Genomic DNA, 25857 nt, shown 5'->3' with positions numbered 1-25857 from the left:
TGGGCGTGTGCGAACCCTGTTAGCCTGCACGGAACTTGCACGAACCCCGCCCCGCACCCCGCCCCCGCACCCCACCCGAAGCAGGCCCCCGTGTCCGTCCCACCAGGCACCGGTCACCACGCTGCCCCCAGCGTCGTCCGGATCGACTCCGCCCTAGAGGCCGACCAGTTCACCGACGAGGGCCGGAGCGGCTGGTCCCGTCTGCGGCACCGGCTGGTGGTGGCCCGCGCCGTCTTCGACAACGGCCGCCCCGGCCTGGTCGCCACCTGGCACGTGGTGGCCCAGTACTGGTCCCCGTGGGAGTACCACGGGGACCCGGAGGCCACCGTCACCGGCTCGCTGCGGCTGCGGGCGGCCGGGGTGCCGGGCTGGATCGGGGTCAGCGACTTCGCGTTCGAGACCGGCCTGCTCGGCCACGGCCTGGTCCGGGCCGAGTTCCCCGACCTCGCCCTGGGCGCCTACCGGGTGGAGCTCGGCCCGGAGACCGAGAAGGACCTCGGCACGATGCACGGTCACATCCGTGACGAGCGCGACCTCAGCCCCTCGGTCTGGTCACTGGTCCGCCCCCGGCCCACCTACCTGGACGTGGACCTCTGACCCCGCCCGCGTCCCGTCAGGGCGTCACGGGGACGTTGGTGAGCCCGGAGAGCGCGTTGGTGACGGTGTTGGAGGCGTACACCCGGTTCGGCCGGGCGGTGCAGGCCGAGACCGAGGTCACCTTGATCGCGTAGGCCCCGGCCCCGCCGAGGTCGGAGCGGTTGCCCTTCCAGGTGTTGCCGCAGCCGTTCGGGAAGGCCGGAGTGGTGGCCGGGTTGTGGGTCTCGTACCCGTTGGCGAAGGTGCCGGGGGCGGCGAAGGTGCCGGTGTTCCCCTCGATCAGGTAGTCGAAGCCCTTGACGTCCAGCCAGGAGTCGGCGGAGTTCTGCCCGCTGACGCCCCGTCCGTCGAAGGTGTTGCCCCGGATCACCCCGCCCGAGGTGCCCTCCTTGACGTCGATCGCCTCGGCCGCCACGTAGGGGCCGATCCGGTTGTTCTCCACCAGCACCCGGTCGGAGCGGTCCACCCCGTCGGTGTTGCCGTGGCAGCCCCAGTTGGACCCGGCCGATCCGAGGTAGACCCCCTCCCCGTAGCCCGGCTGCACCAGACCGGTGTACTCCACCACCGAGTTGCGCAGCACGCCGTCGGCGGAGGAGCGGCGGAAGTGCACGCCCTCGTCCTCGGTGTGGTGCACGTACAGGCCGTCGACCGTCACGTGCGGCGAGGCGTCCAGCACCACGCCCTTCTTGGCGTCCTTCACGGTGAACCCGTTGAGGTTCCAGTACGGCGCCCCGTACAGCCAGAGCCCGTACCCCGGGTCCCAGCTGGCCGTCGGCACCGGGCAGGACGGCGCCTCCCCGGACGGGCCGTCGTTGACCAGCACGGCGCTGCGCGGGCCGGTGAGGGTGATCGGCGCAGCGGCGGTGCCGGGCCGCTGGGCGAGGAAGGCCCCGTGGTACTCCCCGGGGGCGAGCCGGATGGTCTGGCCGGGGGCGGCCGCGGCCAGCGCCGCCGTCAGCTGGGCGGCGGTGGCCACCTCGACCACGGGGCCGGTCGACGTGGGGCTGGGCGTCGGGCTGGGTGTCGGGCTCGGCGTGGGGGTGGGGGTCGGACTCGGGCTCGGGCTCGGGCTCGGGCTCGGGCTCGGCGTGGAAGTCGCCTGGCACGGCTGTCCGTTGACGGTGCAGTTCAGCGGCTCGCCGAGGCCGCCGCCGACGTTGAACCCGAAGCTCTGGGTGGCGCCGACGGCCACCGTTCCGTTGAAGCCCGCGTTCACGAAGGTGTAGTGCTGCCCGCTCTGGGTCCGGCTGGAGTTCCAGCTGTTGGAGACGGTGGTGCCGGCCGGGAGGTCGAACTCCACCGTCCAGCCGGTGGCGGCGGCGTCGCCGGAGTTGGCGATGGTGAACTGCGCGCCGTAACCGCTGTTCCAGACCGAGGTCTTGGCGAAGGCGGCGGTCAGACGCGGGGCCGCCGCGTGCGCGGCGGGCAGGGTGGTGAGGCCGGCACCGACGACGAGCGCCGCGGTGGCCAGGGCGGGGAGGAGCGATCTGCGCATGGGGGGAGGTCTCCGGTGTGGGGGAGGTCGGAAAGGGCCGGAAGGCCGGGGCGGTGGGTGCCGCCCCGGCCTTCCGGTGGTGCGCTCCGCTCACGGCGTCCAGTAGTTGCCGGAAGCGACGATCATCGTCTGGAGCTGCACGCTGCCGCCGTAGTAGACGGACGGCGTGATCGGGGTGGCGACCATCTTGGCCCAGAGCGCGTCCAGCCAGGCCTGCGAGCCCGGGTCGGTCATCGCCGCGACCGCGAACGGGGCGGTGAAGGCCATGTCGTTGCCGGAGTCGAAGGCGGTGCCGCTCAGCTTGTAGCCGCTGACGATCGCGTTGGCGTTGCCGCCGGTCTTGGACTTGATCCAGCTGTTCATCTTCCGCACCGAGGCGAGCGAGGCCGCGTCGCCGCTGGTGACGGCGTCCGCCCCGATCCGCCACGGGTCGCGGCAGGCGTTCCAGCCGTAGTCACCGTCGTTGGGGCTCTCCAGCACCTCGCCGGGGGCCGGCTTGGGGGTGGTGTTGGTGTTCACCACGAAGTCGGCCAGCAGGCCGGTGGAGGCCGCGTACTTGGTCTGCTGGGAGGTGATCAGGTTCTGGTGCGCGGTCCGGATGGCGTCCCAACCGGCGTCCCCGGTGGCCTTCTTGAAGGCCCGGAAGTGGTCGATCATCCAGTCCGAGGAGCGCGAGACGTAGTAGTACTGGTCGCCCGAGCTCGACCAGTCGCCGAGCAGCAGCAGCTTGGTGGTGGGGTTCACCTCGCTCGCCTTGATGGCGTTGATGTGCTTGACCGCCAGGTCCTTGTAGTTGTACGTCCCGGCGCTGCCCCACTGCCGGTCGGCGAGCAGCAGCCCGTAGGCGACGTCCATGTCCCCGTCGGTGGCGGAGTCCGAGCCGTTCACGGACTTGCAGTTGACGTCCTGCTCGGCCGCCAGCAGGTTCTTGTTGTTCACCGAGGGGTGCGCCAGCACGAACTTCAGCAGGCCGTCGAAGGCGGCCTTGGCGTTCGGGTCGGCGCCGGCCATCAGCGCCGTGATCACCATGCCGTAGCCCTGGCCCTCGGCCACGTACGGGTGGTCGGCGTCCGGCGAGATCACCTGGTACCAGCCGTTGCCGCAGTTCTGCTTGAGGAAGGCGGACTTCCAGGAGTTGTACTTGTCCAGCACCTGCTGGTCCAGGGTGCCCTGGGCCCCGCTGGGCTTCAACGTGCCTGCCGCGTAGGCGAACTGGTGGCTGCCGAACGGAACGGCCGGGCCGCCGGTGGGCGGGGTGGACTGCTGGTCGGCGTCCAGGTAGTCCAGGTTGGCCAGGCCGTTGGCGGTGGTCGAGGTGAGCCGCACCTTGTTGGCCCCGGCCTTGAGCTGCACGGAGACCTTGGAGTCGGCCCAGGTGTCCCAGTTCCCCGTCGACGGGAAGGAGCGGGCGGCCTGGACCACGGTGCCGTTCACCGCGAGGTCGGCGGTGCGGTCGGCGGCCGAGCCGTTGGCGTAGCGCACCGTCAGGTTCGCCGTCCCGGCGGTGGCCGCGTTCACCGTGAACTCGACCCAACTGCCCACCACGTTGTCGCCGTTGACGAACCCGGTGCCGGAGTAGTTCAGGTGGTTGGCCTCCACCACGCCCTGGGAGAGCGCCGCGCTCTCCGCCTCGTAGCGGGTGGCGGCGGCCGTCGCGGTGCCGGGCACCGCGACGATCCCGGCCACCAGGCCGGCCGCGGCCAGGGCGAGGGCCGTCGTTCTCACCGTTCTGCGGACGTCACTCATCGGTCTCTCCTCAACCCTTGTACTGGACGACGATCTTGGTGAACGCGTACGGCGACTGCGCGATCCCGCTGCAGGCGTCGGCGTCCGTCCCCGAGCCGCAGGCGCGGTCGCGGTTGACGGACCAGAAGGCGAAGCGCGCCAGGTGGTGCTGCTGGGCGTAGGCCAGGATGGTCCTGAAGTCGGCCAGGGTGACGGTCTCCCCCGGCTCGTCGGTGATCCCGTTCATCGAGGAGACCCCGATGTGCCGGTACGCGGCGTCGTCGCCGTACCCGTAGGCGCTCTTCACCGCCGCCTTCAACCCCTCCAGCGCGCTGACGCTGGCCTGGCCCATGGTCCCGCTGTGCCCGCCGAAGTCGAACGGCATGACGATCCAGCCGTCATTCGCCAGCCCGGCCGCCGCACCCCGCCTGATCAGGTCCTTCCCGGTGGCGTCCGGGCCACTCGGCGTGGTGCCCATGGTGATGTAGGTGACCAGTCCCGGATTCCTGGTCTTGACGATCTTCAGCGCGTCGACCACCCGCTGACGGACCGTCGCGTTGGAGAACTCGGTGTCCTCGATGTCGATGTCGAAGGCCTTCAACCGGTAGGCGTCGATGACCTTCTGGTACGCCCCGGCCAGCGCCGACGCACTGGAGCACTTCTCACCCAGCTTGTTGCCGCTCCACCCGCCGACCGAGACCACCACGTCCCCGCCGGCCGCCCGGATCGACTTGATCGCGGCCTCGTCCGAACCGCCCTTCAGCGCCCGGGTCCCGTCCCACTTCGGGTTGCACCCGCCGTCGGAGAGGACGAACGCCAGGGTGAACCACTTCACCCCGGTGGCCGCCATGACATCGGTCGGCTTCTGCGGGCTGCCCCAGCCCAGGTACTCGTACGGAGCCGCCGCCATCCCGGCCGGCACGGCGGCGGTCGCGGCGGTCGGAGCCAGCAACGGGGCTGTCAGTGCGAGGGAGGCGGCCACCAGGGCACGCTTGATTCGTTGCACGTCTACTCGATTCTCTGATCGAAGGGGGAGGCAGAACGTGCGGACACAGGTGGCCACCGGCGACGCGGAGTTCAGCATCCCGACCTGGCCACGTGCAGTCAATAACTTGGTTAGGAAAGTTTCCCATCAGTCTGACCGGCGGAAGAGCTGCGCGGGCGGGCTCCCTGCCCCTACCGTGTCCGTGTCGGCATGAGTACCGGTCAGAACTTCGAAGGGGTGGGCCGGATGGACGTTCCACTGGCGGACGCGGTCGCTGCGGTACGTGACGAGCTGCTGGAGGCCGCCGCCAGGGCGGGGGACGACCCGCAGGTGGTGTTCGAAGTCGGCCCGCTGGAGCTGGAGTTCGAGGTCGAGCTGCGCGCGGACGCCAAGGCCAAGGCCGGCTTCAAACTCTGGGCGGTCGGCGCGGAGACCGAGGCCGGTCTCTCCCGCGGCCGGACGCACCGGGTCTCGTTCACGCTGACCCCGAAGCGTCCCGACGGCCGGACCGTGCACGTGAGTTCCTCCCAGGACCGCCCGCTCGGCCCCGGCGACACCTCGGGCCGCATCGAGTAGCACCCCTCCCCTGCCCACCCATCCTGCCGAACGGGGGTACGGCCGTGGAACAGGAACGGCTCGCGGTGGTGACCGGCCCCGGCGGACACGGGTCGGGGTACGCGGTCGGCGGCCGCCTGGTGCTGACCTCCGCGCACGTCACCGGCCCGGTGGGCACCGAGGTCACCGTGTTCCATCCCGTCGGCACCGGCACCGCGCGCGCCAGGGTGCTGTGGGCCGGCACTCCCAAGGGACGGGACGACGCGGCGCTGGTCCTCGTCGACGCCTCCCCGCACTGGCAACCACCCACCGCGCCGGTCCTGTGGGGACGCCTGGGCACCACGATCCCCGGCACCCCCTGCGAGACCTGGGGCACCCCGGACGAGGCCCAGTCGGCCGGCCCTGCCGTCGAGGCCTCCCACCTCGCCGGGGAGATGAACCCCGGCAGCGGCTTCGCCGGCAACCAGTACGTCATGGACCTGCGGACACCCGTGAGCGCGTGGGCGGGGCCCGGCCCGTCACCCTGGGCAGGTCTGTCCGGGGCCGCGGTGTACTGCGACCGCCACCTGGTCGGCGTCGTGGCAGCGGACCGGGCCCATTCGGGCCACGGACGGCTCGACGTCGTCCCCTCCTACGTCCTGCACCACGCCGCCGCGTTCCGCGCCGTCCTCGCCGCGCACGGCGCCGGGCCGCGGGCGGAATTGGCCGAGGTCGAGTTCCAGGACATCGCGGACCGAACCCACCACCCCAGCAGGCAACCTGACCCGGCGACACCGACCGCCCTGCTGGAGGCCGGCCGGCAGACCGTCCCCTTCCGGGGCCGCCGGAGGCTGCTCGCGGAGCTGGAAGCCTGGTGCGTGCCGCGCGGTTTCGGGGCGTGGCTGCTGCACGGCCCCGCCGGACAGGGGAAGACCCGCCTCGCCCACCAACTCGCCCACCTGCTCGGCAGCAGGGGCTGGAGCACGCTGTGGCCTCGGACCGGCGCCCGGCCCGACCAACTGCTCCGACTCGGCCGCGCGACCAGGCCCCTCCTCGTCGTCCTCGACTACGCCGAGACCCGCCCCGAGGAGCTCGCTGCCTTGGTCGAGGCCGCCACCGAGCACCCCGGCCGCAGCCCCTTCAAACTCCTGCTGCTGGCACGGACCGACGGCGACTGGTGGGACCAGGCGCGCACGGCCACCCGGCAGGCCGGGGCCCGTCTCGGCACCGCCCGCACCCACCGGCTCGGTCCGCTGGAGGACGACGCCGGCCGTCGGGCCGCCCACTACCGCCGGGCCGCCCGGGCACTCGCCACCGCCCTGCCCCTCGTCCCCGGCCTCGCCGACCACGACTGGACCGCGGCCGCCGCCACCCTGACCCCGCCCCGGGACCTGGGCCAGGACGCCTACGGCAACGCGCTCACCCTCCACATGACCGCCCTCGCCGACCTCCTCGACACGAAGTCCCGGATCACCCCAACAGGACTCTCCAGGAAGGGACTTGACGCCCGAGACGTCGAGGACAGGCTGCTCGACCACGAAGACCGGTACTGGCGCGAGGCGGCCGCCGCCCGCGGCCTCAGGCCCGCCCTGAGCACGAACGCCCTCAGGACTGCCCTCGCGGCCGCCCACCTCACCGGCGCCACCGACCGGACACAGGCGGACCTCCTCTGGCGACGGCTCCCGGTACTCGCCGACCAACCCCGTGACCGTCGCGACCAGGTCACTTCCTGGCTCGCCGCGCTCTACCCGCCCACCACTCCCCCGGGCGGGCCGCCTTGGGGAACCCTGCAACCCGACCGCCTCGCCGAACGCCACGTCGGCCGCACCCTGGAAGCCGATCCGCACCTCGCCGATCACCTCCTCGAAGGCGCCGACCCCGGCCAGGCCGCCCAGCTCCTCACCGTGTACGGCCGCGCCGCCGCCCAGCCCACCCTCCGCCACCTCGAGCCCCGCCTCACCGACCTGTGCATCCGTCAGCACCGCGTGCTCGCCCCGCACATCGTCACCGCCGCGACCCGAACCGACCGCCCCGCACCCCTGATCACCGCACTGGACACCGTCCTTGCCGACCCCACAACCTCCCTCGAAGACCTCGATGCACTCCACGGCCGCTTCCCCACCGACAGCAACCGCCTTGCCGACACCGCCCTACGTCTGGCCCAAGCCATCGTCGACCGCCGCATGGCGCTGCTGAAGGCCCATCCCGATACCGCCCACCTGGCCGACCTCACCGGTCCCGCCAGCAACCTCGCCCTACGGCTCCACCACGCGGGTCACCGAAAGACCGCCCTGAAGCTGATCAAGACCGTCGTCGCCATCCACCGCAGTTTCGCGAGCGACGACCCGGACACCAGCCTCTACTCCTACGCCGTGGCGCTCACCACCCTCGCCAACCAGCTGGGCGAGGCGGGCCACCGGAAGAAGAGCCTGGCCGCCGCCCGGGAAGCGGCCGACCACTTCCGCACCCTCGCATCGGCCGACCCGGACGCCTACCGCACCGATCTCGCCATGGCCCTCAACAACCTCGCCGTCCGGCTCCAGGACACGGGCCGCCTGAGGAAGAGCCTGCCGGTGATCAGGGAGGCCGTCGACCACTACCGCACGCTCGCCGGGACCGACCCGGACGCGCACCTGGACGGCCTCGCCACGGCTCTCAACAACCTCGCCAACCAGCTCAGCGAGACCGGCAGCGAGAAGGAGGGCTTGGCCGTGCTCGAGGAGTCCGTCGCTCACTACCACACCCTCGCCGAGAGCAACCCCGATGCCCACCTGGCCGGTTACGCCCGGGGGCTCTTCAACCTCGCCCTGCGGCTCGGCCAGACGGGTCGTCGGAAGCAGGCCCTGGCCGTCGGCCGGGAGGCCGTCGCCCTCCACCGGAGCCTCGCAGACATCAACCCGGACGCCCACCTCCGCTACCTCGCGGACGCCCTCTTCAACCTCGCCGTCGACCTCGGCACGGCGGGCCGACACCAGGAGAGCCTCCCACTGTTCGAGGAGGCCGTCACCATCCGTCTGGTCCTCGCACGGAACGACCCGGACACCCACCTTCATGCCCTGGCCGACGCCCTCAACAACCTCGCCATCGACCTCGGGGAGACGGGTCGGCGAAAAAGGGCCCTGCGCACCATCGCACAGGCCGTCGCCATCTACCGCACCCTCGCACGGGCACAGCCCGAACGCTACGCGGCAGACCTCCGGCACAGCCTGCGCGTGGCCGACCGGCTCAGGGGGCCCGACCGGTAGGTCGCCCCCTAGACCGGGGTGAGGATCTCCTCGGGAGCCGCGTCCAGGACCAGGCCGTTGTCGAAGCGGATGCGGGCGGTGACCAGGGGGCCGTGGGCCTGGTGGGCCGTCCACTCGGGTTCGAGGGCGGCGAGTTGGGCTTCGAGGCGCTTGCGGCTCTCCTCGGGCATGGTGTGGCCGTAGTCGTCGAAGAGGTCCTTCAGGCGGCGGTACTCGCGGACCCCCTCGGGCTCGGGGAGTTCGCCGTCCACCCGCTCGACGGTGCCCTCGGCCCCGGCACCCAGGGAGAGGAAGCCGACCGGGGTCTCCCCGGCCACCGCTTCGCCGATCCCGAGGTCCGCCACCAGCCGCACCCGCTGACCCGCCGTCAGACCCATCCGCCCGCTCCTGCCCGCTCGCTCACCCGTCCGGCACCGCCCACGGGCCCCGCGACCAGGCCATTATCCGCCGCCGCCCGGCAGAGGGTCCGTCAGGACCAGCGGTAGCGCCGCCGCAGCGCCTCGACCACCCGGTCGAACCGGGCCCGGTCCAGGGCGCAGGCCTCCCGCCGCATCCCGGCGTCGTGGACCCGCATCACCCGGTCCAGCGCCACCCACGAGTCCCGCCCCGAGCGGTCCCACGGGCCCGCGCCGATCGGCACCCAGTCGGCGTCGTGGTCGTGGCCCTTGCTGGAGAGCATGACCGCGAGCAGCGTGCCGCCGGCCTCCCGGGCCACCACCAGCACCGGGCGGTCCTTGCCCCGCCCGTCCCGCTCCTCGTAGGGCACCCAGGTCCAGACGATCTCGCCGGGGTCGGGGTCGCCGTCGTGGGCCGGCGCGTACTCGGTCCGCACCGCACCGACCCGGTACGCCTCGACCTCCACGGTGGCGGACGGGCCGGAGCGGCCCGGGGTCTGCTGGTCCTGCTCGGTCGTCTCGGCCATGCCCCGCAGGCTAGCCAGCCCGGGTGACGCCGATCAAGCCGCCACGGTCCGGCGCCGACGCCGGGTCAGGACGGCACGCCCGTACGGCCCGCGAGGAAGGCGTCGACCTCGGCCCGTGTCGGCAGCGCCCCCTGGGCGCCCCGTCCGGTGGTGGCCAGCGCTCCGACGGCGGAGGCCCGGCGGACCGCCGTACCGAGGTCGGTGGTGCCCTCGGCCCGGGCCACCGCGAGGGCCGCGCAGAACGCGTCCCCCGCCCCGACCGCGTCCACCGCCTCCACGGCGAAGGCCGGTACGCGGACCCCGGCCCCGTCCGGGCCGGTGTGCACCGCACCCCGCGAACCGAGCGTCACCACCACCTCGCCCGGCCCGAACCGGCCCAGCGCGGCGGGAACTCCGACCACCTCACCGACGCCGTCGCCGCCCCCGTCGCCACCGAGCAGGCCGGCCGCCTCCACCTCGTTCACCACCAGCACGTCGGCCGCGGCGATCAGTTCCCTCAGGTCCGCGCCGATCTCCGTCGGCAGCGGCGCCGCGTTCAGCACCACCGGCACCCCGGCCGCCTTCGCCGACCGGGCCGCCGCCAGGCAGGTGGCCACCGGGACCTCCAGTTGGAGCAGCAGCGCCCCCGCCCCGGCGAGCCGCCCGGCCTGCGCCTCGACGCCCGCCGGGTCCAACTCCGCGTTGGCGCCCGGGGAGACCGTGATGGTGTTCTCCCCGTCCGGGCCGATCACGATCAGCGCCGTCCCGGTCGCGGCGGCCGCAGTGGTCACCGCCGAGACCTCGACCCCGGCCTCCGCCAACGCCTCCCGGGCGCGGCGGCCGAACTCGTCCGCCCCGACCCGGGCGACCAACGCGGTCCGCGCCCCGAGCCGCGCGGCGGCCACCGCCTGGTTGGCACCCTTGCCGCCCGTGCCCTGCTCCAACCCGCCACCGGAGACCGTCTCGCCCGGCCGGGGCAGGTGCGGCACCCTGACCGCCAGGTCCACGTTGACGCTGCCGACCACGACGACCTTCGCCGACATGTCCGTCCTCCCGGGGTCCGTCCGCTGATTCCCTCTCCCATCGTCCACGGGGCGGCCCTCCTCACGGCACCCGGGTGGCCTCGATCACGCACATCGGCCCGCCGGTCTCCCGGATCCGGTCGAGCCGGAAGCCCGCCCCGGCGAGCAGCGCGCGCCACTCCTCGGACGAGCGCTCACGGCCCGTCAGCATCCCGAGCATGGTGAGGTCGAGCAGCGCGGCCACCTCGGGCGCCTCACCCCGGTCCAGCACCGTCTCCACCAGCACCAGCCGGGCGTGCGGCACGGCTGCCGCCTCGTGCATCCGGGAGAGGATCCGCGCCGCCTCCCCATCGGACCAGTCGTGCAGGATGAACCCCGCCAGGTAGCAGTCCGCGGGCGGCACTTCGACGAAGAAGTCGCCGCCCACCGCCGTGATCCGGCCGTCCACCCCGGCGGCCCGCAGCACCGCCGGCGCGGCCGCCACCACGTGCGGCAGGTCGAAGACGGCCCCCCGCAGCCCCGGGTACCGCCGTGCCAGTGCCGCGAGCACCGCGCCGTCCGCCCCGCCGACGTCCACCACCGTCCGGGCGCCGTCCAACTCGACGGCGGAGAAGGCGTCCTGACGGATCGCCCGGGCGAAGTCGGTCATCGCCGCGGTGAAGGTGGCGACCTTCTCCGGGTCCCGCGCCAGCCAGGCGAAGAACGGCATCCCGTACCGGTGGTCCGCGGCCGGCCCGCCGTCCTCGGCGGTGCGCCGGAGTTCGGCGAACGCGGGGTAGTGGGTCTCCATCCAGGTCAGCGCGATGTTGCGGACGGAGTCCGGCGCCCCCGAGACGAGCGTACGGCCGAGCGGCCCGAGGCCGACCAGGCCGGTGGCGGCGTCCAGGGTGAACACGCCCTGCCCGGCCAGCACCCGGACGATCCGGGCCAGCGGATCCGCCCGGAGCCCGGTGGCCCCGGCCAGCTGCGCCACCGTCCGCTCCCCGTCGAGGAGCCGGTCCGCCAGCCCGGCCCGGGCCACGACGTAGAGCGCCTGGGAGATCTGGAAGCCGCCGAGCAGCCGGAGCATGGCCAGGGCGGGGGTGGCCGCGGTGTGCATGCCGCCAAGCTAGCCAGCCGACCCTCCGTCAGGACGTGGACGCACCAAGGGATCCGCCCCTGTGGCCCGGACAGACCAACCCTGCTTGAGTTAGGTTAGGCTAACCGAACTTCGAGGGTCAGACAGAGGGAGCACTCCATGGGCCACGGTTGGGAAGGCGTCGTCCTCAAGCTGCTGCGCGGCCGGGACTTCACGTTCACGGTGACCGGCGCGGAGCAGGTCACTGACCACTGCCGCCGCCTCCACCTCACCGACGGCGGCCTGCTCGCCGCCACCGGCGTCCACCCCACCCTGTGGGTGCGCCTCTGGTTCGACAACGCCGGGCGCCCCCACCAGCGCGCCTACACCCTGGTCGACCCCGACCCGGCGAACGGCACCTTCGCCATCGAGTTCGCCCTCCACGACGGCCCCGCCAGCGACTGGGCCCGCACCGCCACCCCCGGCGACACCGTCCACGCCACCCTCCAGGGCTCCGCCTTCACCCTCCCCGACCCGACGCCCCGTCACCTCTTCCTGATCGGCGACAGCGCCTCCGCCCCCGCCCTCACCTCCCTCCTCACCGCCCTCCCCGACACCCCGGCCACCATCTGGCTGGAGACCCAGCACCCCTCCGACCGCGCCCTCCCCCTCCGCACCCACCCGGACCGCCACGAGGTCCGCCACGTCCCCCGCGAGTCCGCCGGCGCGGCCCTCACCACCGACGTCCGCACCACCCTCCCCGCCCTCCTCGGCGACCCCACCGACGCCTACCTCTGGATCGCCTGCGACACCGCCACCACCCGCACCCTCGCCCAGTTCGCCCGCAAGGACCTCGCCCTCCCCAAACCCCGCCTCCACGCCCAGGGCTACTGGCGCCCCTGAGGCCCGCCCTCCGGGCCGCGCGGCAAACGGTCACCCCGGGGCGCGGGGCTCTGCTGATGTGCGGCTCCGCCGCGCGGACGCGCAGGGGAACGGCAGCACCTGCAACTGGCTGACAGAGCCTCAGTTGCCGACGAGCCGCCTCCCGACCCGCGCAGTTCCCCGCGCCCCCGGGGTGACCACTCACCTCCAGCCGAAGCGGTGTGCCAACTCCCGTGCCACGATGCTCTTCCCGGACCCGGCGCCGCCCACGATCCACCACACGTGGCGCAGTGCCGCCGCCGTCCCGCCACTGCTCCCCATACCGCCCTCCTCCCCCCTGTGATATCCAGACCGGGTGACTTCCTCCCCCTTCGACGCCGTCCTGTGCGACTTCGACGGCGTCATCCGCCACTTCGACCAGTCCGAACTCGCCGTCCTGGAACGCGGGGCCGGGCTCCCGGAGGGCAGCACCTACGCCGCCGCCTTCGCCCCGGAGGTCGCCCAGCCGCTGATCCTCGGCCGGCTCACCAAGCACCGGTGGGCGGACCTGATCGCCGACTCGCTGACGGCCCGCACCGACGCCGCGACCGCCCGCGGCCTCGCCTCCGCCTTCACCACCACGCCCGTCCACGCCGACGCGGTGGTGGTGGCCCTGCTCCGCGAGGTGCGTCTGCGCTGCCCCCTCGTCCTGGTCACCAACGGCACCCCCTGGACCGACCAGGGCCTCGCCGACCTCGGCCTCACCGACCTCGCCCACCACGTCGTCAACAGCGCCGTGTTCGGCAGTGCCAAGCCCGAGCCCGCCATCTACCACCACGCCTCCGCCCTGGCCGGCGCCGCCCCCGACCGCTGCCTCTTCATCGACGACAGCCCCAAGAACGTCACCGCCGCCACCGCCCTCGGCATGACGGGCCACCACTACACCACCCCCGACGGCCTCCGCACCGCCCTCGCCCCGCTCCTCACCGCATGACCACCACCCACCGGCCCCACCCCTACGTGGGCCCGCCCGAGTTGAGGCGCCTCCTCGCCCCGGCCCTGGAGGGAACCCCGATACGTTCGCCCGGCGACCTCACCGCCTGGCTCGCCTCCCGGCCCGGCCCCGAACCCGCCGAGCCGTTCACCTACGTCGTGGACCTGGCCGGCCGGCTCCGCCTGGCCCCGCGCCGCAGCGAGCACGTGGTCTGCGCGGGCGGCGCACCGGTGCTCTGCGCCGGTGAGATCGCCTTCGAGGCGGCGGACGGCACCGACGGCTGGGCCGCCCACGAGGTGACCAACCAGTCGACCGGCTACTGCCCCGACCCCGGCCCCGCCTGGCCCGCACTCGCCGCCGCCCTCGACCTCGCCGGGATCGCGCACCCGCCGGGCTTCACCCACGCATTCGTCTTCCGCCGCTGCCCGGCCTGCCGGGAACTCAACGTCGTCCGCGAGGCCGAGTACCTCTGCGCCCTCTGCGAGGCGCCCCTCCCCATGGAGTGGAACGTGTCGGGCCGCACCGGAGCCGGCGTCTGAACCGCTACCCGAAGGTGCGGGCGCGCGCCACCACCTCGGGCTTCGCCTTCGCCAGGGAGCCGGAGTCGTACGGGGGTTGGGGGTCGTACTCGGTGTAGAGCTGGATCGCCTGTGCGGTCACCTCGTCGGTGAGCAGTGCGGCGAGCTGCACCGCCATGTCGATCCCGGAGGACACCCCGGCCGAGGTGATCACCCGGTCCTGGCGGACCACCCGCTCGGCAGTGTAGGTGGCGCCGTGGGCCTCCAGATCGGCGACGGCCGCCCAGTGGGTGGTGGCGGTCAGGCCGTCGAGCAGGCCCGCCGCGCCGAGGACCAGGGAGCCGGTGCAGACCGAGGTGGTGAAGCGGGTGCCCTCGTGCATCCGCCGTACCCAGGCCAGGAACTCCTGGTCGGCCGACATCCGCAGGAAGCTGCCGCCGCCCGGGACCAGCAGGACGTCGCACCGCTCGACCTCCTGGTAGGCGGTCGGGACGTGCACCGGCATCGACCCCAACACGTCCTTCACCAGGCCCGGTTCGGCCGTGACGAAGCGCACGGTGGCCCCGGGCACGTACGCCAGGATCTCGTACGGTCCGATGGCGTCGAGCGGTTCGAAGTCCTCGAAGAGCGGGATCACGATGTCCATGCGGTGCAGCATAGACACCGCGCCGCCGGCCCCGGGGCAGCCAGGTCGGGCTCGGGCGGCCCCGCCTGACGGCGCCTCAGAGGGCGTTGAGCGAGGCCAGGTCCGTTTCGTCGTTGTGACGGGGTGCGGGCAGGTCACGCGGTCAGTCGGCTGTTCCGGGTGTGGGGATTGCGTACAGTCCGGGCTCGGTCTCGACGACGAGGCCGGCGCCGGTCGGACGCTCGAGCTCGTTGCGCATGCCGGAGATGTGCGTGGGCTCGGTCGATTGCCAGGTCGGCGCGTTCCGCGTCGAGTTCGGCTCACATTCCCCCCGACAGGGTGGCAAGCCGGCTCACTCCACGTCGGCCAGCCACTGGTCGATGAGCACCTTGTCGATCGAGTCGACCCGGTAGGGCCCGCCGCCAGCGGAGTCCGTCATGCGCGACCGAAGTTCGGCCGCCGTGAACCACCGTGCCTCCACCACCTCCACGTTGTCCACGTCGATCCGGTCGGAAACGGCCTCGGCGCGGAACCCGATCATCATTCCGGACGGGAACGGCCACGACTGGGATCCCTGATAGGTGATCGTCCCCACCTCGACACCGGCCTCTTCGGCGACCTCGCGGCGCACCGCGTCCTCGAGGTTCTCCCCGATCTCGACGAACCCGGCCAGCGTGCTGAAGCGGTCCGGACCGGATCCCGCGTGCCGGCCGAGCAGGCAGCGCCGAGGCGTGCCGGGTAGTTCGACCAGCACGATCACGGCCGGTTCGATCCGCGGGAAGAGCAGCTTTCCGCAGTCCTGACAGGTCCGCAGGTGGCCACCGTTGCCGGGGACGGCCGGACCGCCGCACGCGCCGCAGAACCGCTGGTTCCGGTTCCAGTGCAGGATTCCACGGGCATACGCGAGCAGGCCCGCCTCGTCCGGCGTGATGGTGGGAACCATGGCTCGCACCTCCAGCACCGTGTCCGCGGTGGCCAGTTCGACGGCGGTGGACCGGTCGACGCGGGACACGTCGGCCGCGAACACCGCGGCCTCTCCGTCCAGGCCGAGGAACACCGGGTCGTCGGCGGCGTCGAGGATGCCCCGCGCCTCGGCCGGCGGCAGCCGGACGGGCCTGTCGTCGCGGACCAGACAGTGGTCCCGCCACAAGGGGATCACCTGGGTACTGGGGCTCGTCAACAGCCCGGCGACCCACTCCGAGTCGGTACGCCGGCCGCCAACCCGGTCAAGCCCCAAGCCGCTGTAGTACAAGGTTCCCCCTAGCCCGTCCTGTCCTGCGCAGATTCCACGATAGTGGGCGTCCACCACCTGGGGTGTCGGGCTCGGTCCCGACGACGAGGCCGGCGCCGGTCGGACGCTTGAGCTCGTTGCGCATGCCGGGGACGTGCGTGGGCTCGGTGCCGGTGGCCAGGGTGCGGCACAGGATGACTCTGCGGGCGATTGCCAGGTCGGCGTCGACTCCTCGGTCGGCCTGCGGGACGTGTTCGCCGTCATCGCCCGGTCAGACCTCGAACGGCCACACCTCGGCGTGCTCGCGAGCGATCCGGACCTCGGCCCAGGTCCCCCCGGCGTCCGCCGGTGGCGCCGGCTCGGGCAGGCCCAGCAGGACGTGGGTGCCGGCGAGGCCCAGGGTGGCCCCGCCGTCCTCGTCGAGGCCCAGTACTCCGCGGAGGACGACGTGGCCGTCCTCGTCCCGGAGGGCGGGGGTGGTGGAGGCGGCCGGGTGGGCGTTCCGGCCCCAGGCGATCTCCTCGTCCAGGGTCCACTCGACGTGGTGCTCGCGCCCCACGTCCGCGTCGGCCCCGCGCCACACCACCACCGCCGTGCCGACGGCCGACCTGACCCGTACCAGCGGCAGCCCGGCCGGGACCGCCTCCACCATGACCAGCATCCCGCCATCATCCCTGACGGACGGTCACTCCCGGCGGCGCGCCAGGACGGTGACCGCGGTGAGCAGCAGGGCCGCGCCCGCCGCCACCGTCCAGGTCAACGGCTCGCCGAAGCAGGCGATGCCGAGGACCGCAGCGGCGGCCGGTTCGAGCAGGACCAGGACGGCGGCGGTCGCGCCGGGGACGGTGGTCAGGCCGGTGAAGTACCAGCGGTAGGCGAGCAGGGTCGGGACGGTCCCGAGGAAGAGCAGCGCGGCGGCCGTCGGGGCGGGCTGCCCGGTGGCCGGGAGGAGGCCGCCCTCCAGCACCAGGGCCAGCGGCACCAGGCAGGCCAGCCCCGTCCCGAAGGCCCCGGCCGAGGCGCGGGCCGTGCCGCCGCCCCGGGCCCAGAGCGTGAGCCCGCTCTGGGCGGCACCGGCCAGCAGTGCCAGCCCGGTGCCGAGCAGCGGGCGCGGCCCGGCCGCCGGGGCGGCCACCAGCAGGACCAACCCGCCGAGGGCGAGCCCGTTCGCGGCCAGCGCCCGGCGGGTGAGGCGTTCGCCGAGCAGCAGGTGGGCGCCCAGGCTGGTGAACACGGGACCGGCGCCGATGGTGACCAGGGTGCCCAGCCCCAGGCCCGCGTACCGGACCGAGGCGAAGTAGGCGCACTGACCCACCGTCAGTCCGATCCCGGTGAGCACGGCGGCGGCCCACCGGCCGCCCGGCTCCCGTCGCGCGGGCAGCAGCACCAGGCACCCGGCCGCGACGGCGAACCGCCAGGCGCAGACGGCGACGGGGCCGAGCCCGGCGGTGTTCATCAGCAGGGCCGCGACGGCCCCGCCCACGCCCCAGGCGACGGCCGCGGCGGAAATGGACAGCACACCGTGCCGGTACGGCACGGCGACATGCGTGGTCATGGCGTTCGTTCTCCACGGAAGAGGCGCCGGGCTCGGCCCGGCCGGATCAGGTCCACCCCGTGCGGGCGCCACTCACCGGCCCGACGGCCACGGGAGGCCGTCCGGCACCTGTCAGGGAGTCAGCCGCCCGCTAGCGGACGGGCGGCGGCAGGATCCGGGAACGCATGGCGCTCACCGTACACGGCCGGCCCGCTCCGCTGTCACCGGCCGCTGGCAGACTCCGGACCATGCCCATCGACGACCTCACCTTCGAGGAGTGGCGGTCCTTCGACCTGCCCACCGCCCTGCGCACCGCCCGCGAGGCCGCCGCCCTGACGGGCGGTCACCTGGTCTCCGTCGAGACCGTCCACCACCTCGGCCGCCCCTTCCACCGCGCGCTGATCGAACGCGCCGGCCAGGCCTTCGCCCTGGTCCCCGGGGGTGAGGTCACGCTCGGCCTGGACCTCGACGCGTGGCAGCCGGCGCCGGGGCAGGAGGAGGACTACCGGGCCAGCGTGGACCAGGGCTTCGGCCACGCGGACGACCTGCGGGGACACCTCGCCCACATGCTCAGCCCGTACCGGCGGGTGACCGTCCCCACCGTACTGATGGCCGTCGAGGACGAGGAGTTCGGTGAGGAGCCGGAGGGCGCCGCCGAGGTCCTGGCCGCCCGCGGCCTGCGGCTGCCGACCCCCGACGAGTGGGAGCACGCCTGCGGCGCCGGCGCCCGCACCCTCTTCCGCTGGGGTGACACCTGCCCCCTCGACCGCATCCCGTACCACTCCCCCGACGGCCCCCAGCACCGCCCCAACGCCCTCGGCCTGCACATCACCTACGACACCTACCGCACCGAGCTGACCTCGGACCCCGCCTCCGTCTACGGCGGCGACGGCGGCGAGTCCGCCTGCGGCGGCTACGGCCGCCTCCTGGGCTGGCTCCCGCTCGCCACCTCCCACCGCAACCCCGACTACGCCGCCTGGCTCCACGACCCGGCCGGCGACGCCTTCTACGAGGACACCTCGACCCGGCCGGTGCTCCCGCTCTGAGGCTCGAGGTGGTGCCAGTCGTGCGAGCAGCCGCCGGCGCAGTACAGCGCCCGGCGCCGCTCGTCGGCGACGGCCAGCAGTGCGACCAACAGCCGGAAGGACTTGACCCGTTCGTCCGGCGGCAGCCCGACGATCTTCGCCAACTGCTCCGGCAGGCGCCCGCGTACGACCAGTACCGCCGGGGTGTGGGTGGGTCGGATGCCGGCCCTGCGGATGCTCTCCGGGCCGTCCTCGGTGACGGCCCGCGCCTGGAGGCAGTACATCGTCAGCAGGTTCAGCACCTCCACCTGCCCGTCCCCCGCCATCGCCTCGAACCACCCCACCCCCTGGGCGGGCGTCCGCAGCCCCTGCGCCAACTCGTTCAGGACGACCGGGCGTTCGTCCACCTCGGCCCACCTCCTCGTTCCCGTCCTGGATGAACAGCAGTTGAACTGGCCGCCCCGTGCGACTACCCGTCGGTAGCGTCCCCGGCCATGAAGAAGTTCACGGGGATCCTGGCCGCCATCGCCCTGCTGGTGTGCGCCTTCTCGCTGTACCTGCTGGTCCACCACTCCGACGCGGTGCCGCAGTGCGGCGACCGGAGGATGGAGCCGGGGGAGGTCTGCCGCCGCGTCAGCAGCGGCGGCGCGACGTCGAGCACCTACGAGGAGATCGAACGCTCCATCGCCGACTCCCTCCCGATCGAGCGCACCGCGGCCGTGGTCGGCGGAGCCGTCTTCGTCCTCGCCCTCACCGCCAACCGCCGCCTCGCCCGCCGCAACACCCCCTGACGGACCCTCACCACTTCGGCGTCCGACGCTTCGTCCTGGCCACGACCCGCGCACGGAGCAGGTCCTGGTAGTACACCGACCTCTCGTCGTCGAGCCCGAACCACTCGATGATGTCGGCCACGGTCTCCGCGTCGTCGGCGGTGCCGCCGAGACCGCGCTGCAGGAGCGGCCAGAGGCCCTCCCGCACCGCGGCCCGGCAGTCGTCACCCACCCGTCCGGGAACCGCCGGGCCGGCCGTGTCCCAACCGGCCGCAACCCGCGAGAGGGTCGCCAGGAAATGGTGCCCGACGAACGGCGGGACCTCGCCGGCCAAGGCCGCGAGGATGACTCCCACGGCGGCCGGGGTGCACTCGTCGATGTTGGTGTCGCACTCCACGTGCCCGTCCAGGGAGTACCCGAACGCGTCCCGCGCCGTCTCGGCGGTCAACAGGATCTCGAAGAGCTCCGGGACGTGCTCGGCCGTCCCCCGGCAGCGGCAGCGCAGCGCCGCCCAGTCGTGCCGCGCCAGTTCGGCGCGCACCAGCCCGCTCAGCTCGGCCATCACCCGCTCCCCTCGAACCGAAACCGGAACCGGACCGACGGTACGCACACCGCACCGACGGCCGCAATCGACTTGGCGGATAGGGTCGCGGCCATGGAAGCACCGTCCCGCCCCGCCCTGACCTCGGAACTCTCCGGCGCCGAGCTGCGCCGCTGGTACTGGACGCTGGACGAACTCACCGTCCTGGCAAGGGCGATGGGCGTCCCCCGCGGTGGTGGCAAGGCCGCGCTGACCGAGCGGCTGGCGGCGGTGCTCGACGGCGCGGCGGTGGCCGCGCCCGTGCGGCGGGCGAAGGCCGGCCGGCAGTTGGCGGAGCCGTTGGGCGCGGACACCGTGATCCCGGAGGGGCAGCGGTGCGGTCAGGTGCTGCGGGCGTACTTCGAGCGGGAGGTGGGCCCCGGCTTCCACTTCGACGCGGCGATGCGGGCGTTCGTCGCGGAGGGGGCGGGGCGGACCCTCGGGGAGGCGGTGCGGCACTGGCACGGGAGCCGGGAGGAGATGGCGCGGCCGCAGGAGGTGGGGGCGCAGTTCGAGTTCAACCGGTTCCTGCGGGAGTGGCACGCCGGGCATCCGGACGGGTCCCGCGGCGCGGCGGTGGCGGCCTGGCAGGCGTACCGGGCGCTGCCGGAGGAGCTGCGGCGGCGAGCGGCCGGGGGCGGCGCTGTGGGAGGGTGATCAGATGAGCAACCTGGAGGACCTGGTCCGGCTGCGGCGGGCCCGTGACCAGATGGACCGCGACTACGCGCAGCCGCTCGACGTGGCCGCGCTGGCCCGCACCGCGCTGATGTCGGAGGGCCACTTCTCGCGGAGCTTCCGGGCCGCTTTCGGCGAGACGCCGTACAGCTATCTGATGACCCGTCGGATCGAGCGGGCGAAGGCGCTGCTGCGGCGCGGGGACCTGAGCGTGACGGAGGTCTGCTTCGAGGTGGGCTGTACCTCGCTGGGCTCGTTCAGTTCGCGCTTCACGGAGTTGGTCGGGGAGAGCCCGAGCGCCTACCGGGCGCGCGAGCACGTGGACGAGTCGGCCATTCCGTCCTACATCGCCAAGATGTACCTGCGGCCCGTGCGGACACCGCCCTCCAAGTCGGTCAGGAATGGAGAAGCAGATCCGAAGGGCCGGCCGTAGCGTAAGGCCCATGGACATCACGCTCTCCCAGACCTTCATCGCCGTCGACGACCACGACGCGGCCATCGCCTTCTACCGGGACGCCCTCGGCTTCGAGGTGCGCAACGACGTCTCCTTCGAGGGGATGCGCTGGGTCACGGTCGGCTCGCCCTCCCAGCCCGACGTCTCGATCGTGCTGGAGCCCCCGCTGGCCGACCCGAACGCCTCGGCGGCGGACCGCGAGACCATGGCCGAGGTGCTGGCCAAGGGTCTGCTGCGCGGGGCGATCTTCGCCACCGACGACGTGGACGCCACCTTCGAGCGGATCCGGGCCACCGGTGCCGAGGTGCTCCAGGAGCCGGTGGACCAGCCGTACGGCGTGCGGGACTGCGCGTTCCGCGACCCGTCGGGCAACGCGCTCCGTTTCAACCAGCCGAAGAAGTAGCCCGCACCGGACGGAGTCGGCCGCCTTCCGGGACGGGAGGGCGGCCGGCTCCGTCGTCAGGCCTTGGTGAGCGTACCGAGCACCCGGGTCGGGACGATCCGGATCGCCACCCGCAGGACCTCGGGCGGGAGTTCGAGGTACTCCCGGCCCGCGCCGGGCCCCTCGTACTGCTCGGCGAGGGCGACGGCCAGTGCCCGGCCGGTGTCCTCGGTGACGGTGGCCCGGCCGCGGAACTCGACGTAGCGCAGCGGGTCGGCGGGGTCGTGCAGGATCAGGCTGGCGCGCGGCTCGCGCTCCAGGTTGCGGACCTTGCGCAGGCCGGCGGTGGAGGAGATCAGCAGCTCGTCGCCGTCCCGGCCGACCCAGACCATCGAGGTCTGCGGGCCGCCGTCGGGGTTGACCGTGGCGAGGACGGCCGGCACGGGGGCGTCCAGGAGGGCCCGGACGGCTTCGTTCATGATCACTGTCATGACCCCGACCCTATGCCGACCGGCCGTCAGGGGTCGACCCCCGTCCGTCCCCTGACGGCCGCTCACTCCCCGTCCCCGGGCCGGCCAGGAGACCGGGCCACGGGTGCAGGAGACCTTCATGCCCCGGCCGCCGTCAGTACCCGACGGTGAAGCGGGTGCGGTGGTGGCGGGGCCGCTCGGCCTCGTCGAGCAGGGCGACGGCCACGTCCTCCATCGAGATGGCGGAGTTGCCCTCGGCGTCGACCAGTAGCTCGTCCGTGCCGAGCCGGTAGCGGCCGGTGCGCTCGCCCGGCTCCAGCACGGCGGCCGGGCTGAGGTAGGCCCAGTCGACGGTCCGGTCCTCGCGGCAGGCGGCCAGCTGCTCGTTGCAGGCCAGGGCTATCGGCCGCCAGGACGGCGGGAAGCCGGGGCCGTCGAGCACGGTCAGGCCGTCGCCGCCGGGGAGCAGCAGGCTTCCGGCGCCGCCGAGCAGCAGCAGGCGGGCGCCGCTCCCGGCCAGCCCGGCGAGCAGCGCGCGGGTGACGGCGGCGTGCTCCTCCTCGCGGCCGGGGACGGGGCGGGTGGCGCCGATGACCACGTCCTGACCCTCGGTCAGTTCGGCGATCCGGCCAGGGTCGAGGGCGTCGCCGCTGCGGTGGCGGGCCCCGGGGTGCAGGTCGGGGTAGCGCTCGGGCGAGCGGACCACGGCGGTGACCCGGTGGCCCCGGTCGAGGGCCTCGGTGACGATCCGGCTGCCGGCCGCTCCGGCGGCCCCGAAGACGGTGATGCGCATGGTGGTGGTCTCCTTCGGGCGGGTGGGGGTCAGCGGTCGGCGTGGGCCGGGGCCGTCGTGGGAGCCACGGGGGCGGCGGGCCGTGGCGCGGAGCGGGCGGCGAGGACCACGGCCCCCAGCGCGAGGGCGGCGCCCAGGAGTTGGGCGGGCGTCAGGCCCTGGCCCAGCACGATCCAGCCGAGCAGGGCGGCGACCAGCGGGCTGAGCAGGCCGAGGAAGGTCACCTCGTTGGGCGAGAGCACCTTGATGCCGCGGAACCAGAGCACGTACGCGACGGCGGCGCCGATCAGGCCGAGGTAGGCGTAGCCGAGCAGGTTCCCGGTGGTCAGGGAGGAGGGCGGCGGGCCCTCGACGAGGAGCGTGACGGGTACCAACAGCAGGCCGCCGGCGACCAGTTGCCAGCCGGTGGTGGCGAGCAGCGGGGCCGGGGAGGTCCAGCGCTTGCTGAGCACGACGCCGGTGGCCATCACGGCGGCGCCACCGAGGGCCGCCGCCACGCCGACGGCGTCCAGCCGGGCGTCGGCCCGCAGGACCAGCAGGGCGACGCCGGCGATGCCGACCACGGCGGAGAACAGGGTGCGCAGGGTGAGGCGCTGGCCGAGCAGGGCGGCGGAGAGGCCGGCCACCAGCAGGGGCTGCACGGAGCCGACGGTGGCGGCGACACCGCCGGGCAGGCGGTAGGCCGAGACGAACAGCAGGGCCAGGAAGAGGCCGATGTTCAGCGTGCCGAGCACCATCGCCTTCCACCACCAACTGCCCTTCGGCAGCTGCCTGGTGACGGCGACCAGGAGGAGGCCGGCGGGTAACGCCCGGAGCACCGCGGCCAGCAACGGGCGTCCGGGTGGGAGCAGTTCGGTGGTGACCAGGTAGGTGGAGCCCCAGACGGCGGGGGCCAGGGCGGTGAGCAGGAGCGCTGCGGTTCGATCTCTTAGCACTAAGCAAACATATCTCACCGCTAAGAGATATCGCTAGACTGTTCCCCATGACGGATCACGTGGACCAGGTACTCGCGCAGTGGGCCGCGCAGCGGCCGGATCTGGACGTCTCGCCGATGGCGGTCATCGGCCGCCTCAAGCAGCTCACCGTCCGGGTGGAGGCCGAGCTCAAGCGCACCTTCGCCGCCCACGGCCTGGACACCCCCTCCTTCGACGTGCTCGCCACCCTGCGCCGCAACGGGCCCGGGAACCCGCTCACCCCGGCCGAGTTGATGCGCTCCATGATGGTCACCTCGGGCGCCGTCACCCAGCGCCTGGACCGCCTCCAGGAGCGCGGCCTGATCCGCCGCACCCCCAGCTCCACCGACGGCCGGGTCGTCCTGGTCGCCCTCACCGAGGCCGGTCTCGCCCTGGTCGACGAGACCCTCCCCGACCACCTCGCCACCGAACAGCGCCTGCTGGCCCCGCTCCCGGCCGCCGACCGCGAGCAGCTCGCCGCCCTGCTCCGCACCCTCCTGGAGGGCCTGACATGACCGATTTCGCCCGGGTGAAGGAGACGTTCTGGGACGAGAGTGCCCCCGAGGCCCGTCCGCCGCTGACCGACGCGGCGGTCGCGGAGGCCGAACGGGCGCTCGGGGTACGGCTTCCGGCCGCGCTGCTGGAGCTGCTGCGGCTGCGCAACGGCGGCCCGGTGAGCGCCGACCGGGACGCCTTCCCGACCACGGGGCCGACCTCCTGGGCCGAGGACCAGGTACCGCTGGACGAGCTGCTGGGCATCGGCCACGACCCGGACCGGCTCTCCCTGCTGGACACGCCCTACCTGGTGACCGAGTGGGGCCTGCCCGCCCCCCTGGTGCTGCTCTGCGGTGACGGGCACTGCTGGATCGCCCTCGACTACCGGCGCTGCGGCCCGCGGGGCGAGCCCTCGGTGACCTGGTTCGACCGCGAGCGCGAGGAGGAACTGCCCCTCGCACCGGACTTCCGGTCCTTCGTCGAGGGGCTCACCTCCAGCTCGCCGGCCTGACGGGCCGCCACGCCCTCCGTTGGCCCAACGCGCGCCGGGCGGCGCTCCTCCGGGGCTGAATGGACCCCGCACGAGGACGACCACCCCTGCGGCGAACGGGTAGCACGCATGCACATCGAAGCCAGCACGAGACCGAAGCCAGAAGGCCGACGCGGACGGCGGTGGCGCGCCGTGCTGCTGGCGGCCGCGCTGGCCGGCTCGCTCGCCGCCCCGGCGGTGGCGGCGGCGCCGCTGCCCGCACCCGCGCCCGTGGTGCGGACGGCGGGCCAGGAGGGGCCCTCGAACGAGCAGCTGACGCAGGATCTGATCGCGCTGATGCAGCGGCTGCGGATCCCGGGGGCGCTGGTGGCGGTGACCACGCCGGAGCGCGGGACCTGGACCACCGCGCTGGGCACCTCGGACCTGGGCACCGGCAGGCCGATCGAGACGGCCGACCACCTGCGGGTGGGGAGCATCACCAAGACCTTCACCGGCACGGTGGTCCTCCAGCTGGTCCAGGAGGGCCTGCTGGGGCTGGACGACCCGGTGAGCGCCCACCACCCGGGCGTGCCGAACGGTGACCGCATCACCGTCCGCCAGCTGCTCAACATGACCAGCGGGCTCTACAACTACTCCGAGGACCCGGGCTTCAACCAGCGCCTGGACGAGGAGCCCGAGGCGGAGTGGACGCCGCAGGAGCTGCTCGACCTGGCCTACTCGCACGAGGTGTACTTCGAGCCCGGCGAGGGCTTCCACTACTCCAACACCAACACCGTGATCCTCGGCCTGATCGCCGAGCACCTCACCCACCAGCCGCTCGCCGAGCTGTTCCGGCAGCGGATCTTCCAGCCGGTCGGCATGCCGGGCAGCAGCCTGGAGAACGGCGCCGGAATCCCCGCCCCCTACGCCCGCGGCTACCAGTTCATCACCAACGTGGAGAGCCTCACCGCCCCGACCCTGGTCGACAAGGAGGCCGCCTGGGCCGACTGGTCGGCGGGCAACCCGTACGAGGTCACCCAGGTGAACGCCTCCTGGGCCTGGGCCGCCGGAGCCGCCGCCTCCACCCTGGGCGACCTCCAGCGCTGGGCCCCGGCGCTGGCCACCGGCACCCTGCTCTCGCCGGAACTCCAGCACGAGCGGCTGCAGTTCGTGCCCACCTCCGACCAGCCGGGCGCACCGGGCTACGGCCTCGGCATCGCCGAGTTCTTCGGCTTCCTCGGCCACGACGGCCAGATCCCCGGCTACACCAGCTTCATGGGCTACCACCCGGGGCACTGCGCCACGGTCGTGGTGCTGGCCAACCTCAACCAGTCCCCCGACGCCACCGCGCCCGCCAACGAGCTGGCCAAGCTGCTGATCGCGGAGCTCTTCCCGCAGAAGTAGGCCGACCGTCGGGAGGGGCCCCGCCGCCGCGGGGCCCCTCCCGACGTGTCGTCAGCAGTCCCG

30 protein-coding genes are annotated in these 25857 nt (G+C 73.5%); 14 read left to right on the top strand and 16 right to left on the bottom strand.

Annotated features, from left to right (window positions below):
- The first annotated feature begins 90 nt into the window (after window positions 1-90).
- Complete coding sequence (locus ACIA8O_RS03145; protein ID WP_396291766.1) at window positions 91-597, top strand: hypothetical protein; 507 nt, start codon at window positions 91-93, stop codon at window positions 595-597.
- 16 nt (window positions 598-613) lie between these two features.
- On the opposite strand, the gene ACIA8O_RS03140 is transcribed toward ACIA8O_RS03145, so the two are convergent.
- The 3 genes from ACIA8O_RS03140 to ACIA8O_RS03130 all read right to left on the bottom strand — a co-directional run bounded on the left by ACIA8O_RS03140 (window position 614) and on the right by ACIA8O_RS03130 (window position 4823).
- Window positions 614-2092, bottom strand: coding sequence for a cellulose binding domain-containing protein (locus ACIA8O_RS03140; protein ID WP_396291765.1), 1479 nt, complete (start codon window positions 2090-2092; stop codon window positions 614-616).
- 90 nt (window positions 2093-2182) lie between these two features.
- Entirely contained in the window at window positions 2183-3838 is a 1656-nt protein-coding gene (locus ACIA8O_RS03135) for a glycosyl hydrolase family 8 (RefSeq protein ID WP_396291764.1), read from the bottom strand.
- 10 nt (window positions 3839-3848) lie between these two features.
- Entirely contained in the window at window positions 3849-4823 is a 975-nt protein-coding gene (locus ACIA8O_RS03130; RefSeq protein ID WP_396291763.1) for a chitinase, read from the bottom strand.
- Window positions 4824-5012: 189 nt separating this feature from the next.
- On the opposite strand from ACIA8O_RS03130, the gene ACIA8O_RS03125 reads away from it, so the two are divergent.
- Together ACIA8O_RS03125 and ACIA8O_RS03120 are read left to right on the top strand one after the other, a co-directional pair.
- Window positions 5013-5378: a trypco2 family protein gene (locus ACIA8O_RS03125; RefSeq protein WP_396291762.1), complete on the top strand. Its 366-nt coding sequence runs from the start codon at window positions 5013-5015 to the stop codon at window positions 5376-5378.
- Window positions 5379-5422: 44 nt separating this feature from the next.
- Window positions 5423-8581: a tetratricopeptide repeat protein gene (locus ACIA8O_RS03120; protein ID WP_396291761.1), complete on the top strand. Its 3159-nt coding sequence runs from the start codon at window positions 5423-5425 to the stop codon at window positions 8579-8581.
- 8 nt (window positions 8582-8589) lie between these two features.
- Here ACIA8O_RS03120 and ACIA8O_RS03115 read toward each other — a convergent pair whose 3' ends face one another.
- The 4 genes from ACIA8O_RS03115 to ACIA8O_RS03100 all read right to left on the bottom strand — a co-directional run bounded on the left by ACIA8O_RS03115 (window position 8590) and on the right by ACIA8O_RS03100 (window position 11603).
- Window positions 8590-8958, bottom strand: a complete 369-nt coding sequence (locus ACIA8O_RS03115; RefSeq protein WP_396291760.1) for a hypothetical protein — start codon at window positions 8956-8958, stop codon at window positions 8590-8592.
- 92 nt (window positions 8959-9050) lie between these two features.
- A complete protein-coding gene (locus tag ACIA8O_RS03110) occupies window positions 9051-9503 on the bottom strand; it encodes a type II toxin-antitoxin system PemK/MazF family toxin (RefSeq protein ID WP_396291759.1) in 453 nt (150 codons plus the stop codon).
- A gap of 65 nt (window positions 9504-9568) precedes the next feature.
- Entirely contained in the window at window positions 9569-10525 is a 957-nt protein-coding gene (locus ACIA8O_RS03105; RefSeq protein ID WP_396291758.1) for a ribokinase, read from the bottom strand.
- Window positions 10526-10586: 61 nt separating this feature from the next.
- A complete protein-coding gene (locus ACIA8O_RS03100) occupies window positions 10587-11603 on the bottom strand; it encodes a methyltransferase (protein ID WP_396291757.1) in 1017 nt (338 codons plus the stop codon).
- Between the two features lie 138 nt (window positions 11604-11741).
- Between ACIA8O_RS03100 and ACIA8O_RS03095 the strand changes: the two genes are divergently transcribed.
- The 3 genes from ACIA8O_RS03095 (at window position 11742) to ACIA8O_RS03085 (ending at window position 13955) form a co-directional block, all read left to right on the top strand.
- Window positions 11742-12464 (top strand): siderophore-interacting protein, encoded by a 723-nt coding sequence (locus tag ACIA8O_RS03095; RefSeq protein WP_396291756.1) that lies wholly within the window; start codon window positions 11742-11744, stop codon window positions 12462-12464.
- A 334-nt stretch (window positions 12465-12798) separates the two neighbouring features.
- A complete protein-coding gene (locus ACIA8O_RS03090) occupies window positions 12799-13416 on the top strand; it encodes an HAD family hydrolase (RefSeq protein ID WP_396291755.1) in 618 nt (205 codons plus the stop codon).
- A complete protein-coding gene (locus ACIA8O_RS03085) occupies window positions 13413-13955 on the top strand; it encodes a hypothetical protein (protein ID WP_396291754.1) in 543 nt (180 codons plus the stop codon). Before ACIA8O_RS03090 ends, ACIA8O_RS03085 begins: the two co-directional genes overlap by 4 nt.
- A gap of 4 nt (window positions 13956-13959) precedes the next feature.
- Here the strand turns inward: ACIA8O_RS03085 and ACIA8O_RS03080 are convergent, their stop codons facing one another.
- The 4 genes from ACIA8O_RS03080 to ACIA8O_RS03065 form a co-directional block, all read right to left on the bottom strand.
- The gene (locus tag ACIA8O_RS03080; protein WP_396291753.1) at window positions 13960-14580 is read right to left on the bottom strand and encodes a DJ-1/PfpI family protein; all 621 of its coding nucleotides are present in this window, start codon (window positions 14578-14580) and stop codon (window positions 13960-13962) included.
- A 331-nt stretch (window positions 14581-14911) separates the two neighbouring features.
- Window positions 14912-15811: an NAD(+) diphosphatase gene (gene nudC / locus ACIA8O_RS03075; protein WP_396291752.1), complete on the bottom strand. Its 900-nt coding sequence runs from the start codon at window positions 15809-15811 to the stop codon at window positions 14912-14914.
- Window positions 15812-16061: 250 nt separating this feature from the next.
- On the bottom strand, window positions 16062-16451 hold the full coding sequence (locus tag ACIA8O_RS03070) for a hypothetical protein (protein WP_396291751.1): 390 nt from the start codon (window positions 16449-16451) through the stop codon (window positions 16062-16064).
- A gap of 24 nt (window positions 16452-16475) precedes the next feature.
- Complete coding sequence (locus tag ACIA8O_RS03065; protein WP_396291750.1) at window positions 16476-17345, bottom strand: DMT family transporter; 870 nt, start codon at window positions 17343-17345, stop codon at window positions 16476-16478.
- A 227-nt stretch (window positions 17346-17572) separates the two neighbouring features.
- Here ACIA8O_RS03065 and ACIA8O_RS03060 point away from each other — a divergent pair, with 227 nt between their 5' ends.
- Window positions 17573-18370: a hypothetical protein gene (locus ACIA8O_RS03060; RefSeq protein WP_396291749.1), complete on the top strand. Its 798-nt coding sequence runs from the start codon at window positions 17573-17575 to the stop codon at window positions 18368-18370.
- Here the strand turns inward: ACIA8O_RS03060 and ACIA8O_RS03055 are convergent.
- Entirely contained in the window at window positions 18331-18756 is a 426-nt protein-coding gene (locus ACIA8O_RS03055) for a DUF5958 family protein (RefSeq protein WP_396291748.1), read from the bottom strand. The two genes, ACIA8O_RS03060 and ACIA8O_RS03055, sit on opposite strands and share 40 nt — an antisense overlap.
- 87 nt (window positions 18757-18843) lie before the next feature.
- Between ACIA8O_RS03055 and ACIA8O_RS03050 the strand changes: the two genes are divergently transcribed.
- Window positions 18844-19140, top strand: a complete 297-nt coding sequence (locus ACIA8O_RS03050) for a hypothetical protein (protein ID WP_396291747.1) — start codon at window positions 18844-18846, stop codon at window positions 19138-19140.
- Window positions 19141-19147: 7 nt separating this feature from the next.
- Here the strand turns inward: ACIA8O_RS03050 and ACIA8O_RS03045 are convergent, their stop codons facing one another.
- Window positions 19148-19681, bottom strand: a complete 534-nt coding sequence (locus tag ACIA8O_RS03045) for a hypothetical protein (RefSeq protein ID WP_396291746.1) — start codon at window positions 19679-19681, stop codon at window positions 19148-19150.
- Window positions 19682-19774: 93 nt separating this feature from the next.
- Here ACIA8O_RS03045 and ACIA8O_RS03040 point away from each other — a divergent pair, with 93 nt between their 5' ends.
- The 3 genes from ACIA8O_RS03040 to ACIA8O_RS03030 are packed head-to-tail and all read left to right on the top strand — an operon-like array spanning window position 19775 to window position 21231.
- Window positions 19775-20356, top strand: coding sequence for a DUF6434 domain-containing protein (locus ACIA8O_RS03040; RefSeq protein WP_396291745.1), 582 nt, complete (start codon window positions 19775-19777; stop codon window positions 20354-20356).
- 4 nt (window positions 20357-20360) lie between these two features.
- A complete protein-coding gene (locus ACIA8O_RS03035; RefSeq protein WP_396291744.1) occupies window positions 20361-20807 on the top strand; it encodes a helix-turn-helix domain-containing protein in 447 nt (148 codons plus the stop codon).
- Between the two features lie 10 nt (window positions 20808-20817).
- Complete coding sequence (locus tag ACIA8O_RS03030; protein WP_396291743.1) at window positions 20818-21231, top strand: VOC family protein; 414 nt, start codon at window positions 20818-20820, stop codon at window positions 21229-21231.
- A gap of 56 nt (window positions 21232-21287) precedes the next feature.
- Here ACIA8O_RS03030 and ACIA8O_RS03025 read toward each other — a convergent pair whose 3' ends face one another.
- From ACIA8O_RS03025 to ACIA8O_RS03015, 3 genes are all read right to left on the bottom strand, one after another.
- Window positions 21288-21701, bottom strand: a complete 414-nt coding sequence (locus ACIA8O_RS03025) for a PPOX class F420-dependent oxidoreductase (protein ID WP_396291742.1) — start codon at window positions 21699-21701, stop codon at window positions 21288-21290.
- Window positions 21702-21834: 133 nt separating this feature from the next.
- Window positions 21835-22473: an NAD(P)-dependent oxidoreductase gene (locus tag ACIA8O_RS03020; protein WP_396291741.1), complete on the bottom strand. Its 639-nt coding sequence runs from the start codon at window positions 22471-22473 to the stop codon at window positions 21835-21837.
- 29 nt (window positions 22474-22502) lie between these two features.
- Window positions 22503-23408 carry an EamA family transporter gene (locus ACIA8O_RS03015; RefSeq protein WP_396291740.1) on the bottom strand — a complete coding sequence of 302 codons (906 nt, stop codon included), beginning with the start codon at window positions 23406-23408 and terminating at the stop codon, window positions 22503-22505.
- Between the two features lie 47 nt (window positions 23409-23455).
- Between ACIA8O_RS03015 and ACIA8O_RS03010 the strand changes: the two genes are divergently transcribed.
- The 3 genes from ACIA8O_RS03010 to ACIA8O_RS03000 all read left to right on the top strand — a co-directional run bounded on the left by ACIA8O_RS03010 (window position 23456) and on the right by ACIA8O_RS03000 (window position 25794).
- Window positions 23456-23941 (top strand): MarR family winged helix-turn-helix transcriptional regulator, encoded by a 486-nt coding sequence (locus tag ACIA8O_RS03010; protein WP_396291739.1) that lies wholly within the window; start codon window positions 23456-23458, stop codon window positions 23939-23941.
- Entirely contained in the window at window positions 23938-24432 is a 495-nt protein-coding gene (locus ACIA8O_RS03005; protein ID WP_396291738.1) for an SMI1/KNR4 family protein, read from the top strand. Before ACIA8O_RS03010 ends, ACIA8O_RS03005 begins: the two co-directional genes overlap by 4 nt.
- Before the next feature lie 171 nt (window positions 24433-24603).
- Complete coding sequence (locus ACIA8O_RS03000; protein ID WP_396291737.1) at window positions 24604-25794, top strand: serine hydrolase domain-containing protein; 1191 nt, start codon at window positions 24604-24606, stop codon at window positions 25792-25794.
- The last annotated feature ends 63 nt before the right edge of the window (window positions 25795-25857 follow it).

Source organism: Kitasatospora sp. NPDC051853, from assembly GCF_044452665.1.
GTDB lineage: Bacteria > Actinomycetota > Actinomycetes > Streptomycetales > Streptomycetaceae > Kitasatospora.
Note: the sequence above shows the minus strand (reverse complement) of the source record. Positions and strands in the feature narration are given on the sequence as shown.

Bases quoted from the DNA above. Each gene is read 5' to 3' on its own strand.
- ACIA8O_RS03140 (WP_396291765.1), bottom strand. From the start codon at position 2,092: ATGCGCAGATCGCTCCTCCCCGCCCTGGCCACCGCGGCGCTCGTCGTC.
- ACIA8O_RS03135 (WP_396291764.1), bottom strand. From the start codon at position 3,838: ATGAGTGACGTCCGCAGAACGGTGAGAACGACGGCCCTCGCCCTGGCC.
- ACIA8O_RS03125 (WP_396291762.1), top strand. From the start codon at position 5,013: ATGAGTACCGGTCAGAACTTCGAAGGGGTGGGCCGGATGGACGTTCCA.
- ACIA8O_RS03115 (WP_396291760.1), bottom strand. From the start codon at position 8,958: ATGGGTCTGACGGCGGGTCAGCGGGTGCGGCTGGTGGCGGACCTCGGG.
- ACIA8O_RS03110 (WP_396291759.1), bottom strand. From the start codon at position 9,503: ATGGCCGAGACGACCGAGCAGGACCAGCAGACCCCGGGCCGCTCCGGC.
- ACIA8O_RS03105 (WP_396291758.1), bottom strand. From the start codon at position 10,525: ATGTCGGCGAAGGTCGTCGTGGTCGGCAGCGTCAACGTGGACCTGGCG.
- ACIA8O_RS03100 (WP_396291757.1), bottom strand. From the start codon at position 11,603: ATGCACACCGCGGCCACCCCCGCCCTGGCCATGCTCCGGCTGCTCGGC.
- ACIA8O_RS03095 (WP_396291756.1), top strand. From the start codon at position 11,742: ATGGGCCACGGTTGGGAAGGCGTCGTCCTCAAGCTGCTGCGCGGCCGG.
- ACIA8O_RS03085 (WP_396291754.1), top strand. From the start codon at position 13,413: ATGACCACCACCCACCGGCCCCACCCCTACGTGGGCCCGCCCGAGTTG.
- ACIA8O_RS03080 (WP_396291753.1), bottom strand. From the start codon at position 14,580: ATGGACATCGTGATCCCGCTCTTCGAGGACTTCGAACCGCTCGACGCC.
- ACIA8O_RS03070 (WP_396291751.1), bottom strand. From the start codon at position 16,451: ATGCTGGTCATGGTGGAGGCGGTCCCGGCCGGGCTGCCGCTGGTACGG.
- ACIA8O_RS03065 (WP_396291750.1), bottom strand. From the start codon at position 17,345: ATGACCACGCATGTCGCCGTGCCGTACCGGCACGGTGTGCTGTCCATT.
- ACIA8O_RS03060 (WP_396291749.1), top strand. From the start codon at position 17,573: ATGCCCATCGACGACCTCACCTTCGAGGAGTGGCGGTCCTTCGACCTG.
- ACIA8O_RS03050 (WP_396291747.1), top strand. From the start codon at position 18,844: ATGAAGAAGTTCACGGGGATCCTGGCCGCCATCGCCCTGCTGGTGTGC.
- ACIA8O_RS03045 (WP_396291746.1), bottom strand. From the start codon at position 19,681: ATGGCCGAGCTGAGCGGGCTGGTGCGCGCCGAACTGGCGCGGCACGAC.
- ACIA8O_RS03040 (WP_396291745.1), top strand. From the start codon at position 19,775: ATGGAAGCACCGTCCCGCCCCGCCCTGACCTCGGAACTCTCCGGCGCC.
- ACIA8O_RS03035 (WP_396291744.1), top strand. From the start codon at position 20,361: ATGAGCAACCTGGAGGACCTGGTCCGGCTGCGGCGGGCCCGTGACCAG.
- ACIA8O_RS03030 (WP_396291743.1), top strand. From the start codon at position 20,818: ATGGACATCACGCTCTCCCAGACCTTCATCGCCGTCGACGACCACGAC.
- ACIA8O_RS03025 (WP_396291742.1), bottom strand. From the start codon at position 21,701: ATGACAGTGATCATGAACGAAGCCGTCCGGGCCCTCCTGGACGCCCCC.
- ACIA8O_RS03020 (WP_396291741.1), bottom strand. From the start codon at position 22,473: ATGCGCATCACCGTCTTCGGGGCCGCCGGAGCGGCCGGCAGCCGGATC.
- ACIA8O_RS03010 (WP_396291739.1), top strand. From the start codon at position 23,456: ATGACGGATCACGTGGACCAGGTACTCGCGCAGTGGGCCGCGCAGCGG.
- ACIA8O_RS03005 (WP_396291738.1), top strand. From the start codon at position 23,938: ATGACCGATTTCGCCCGGGTGAAGGAGACGTTCTGGGACGAGAGTGCC.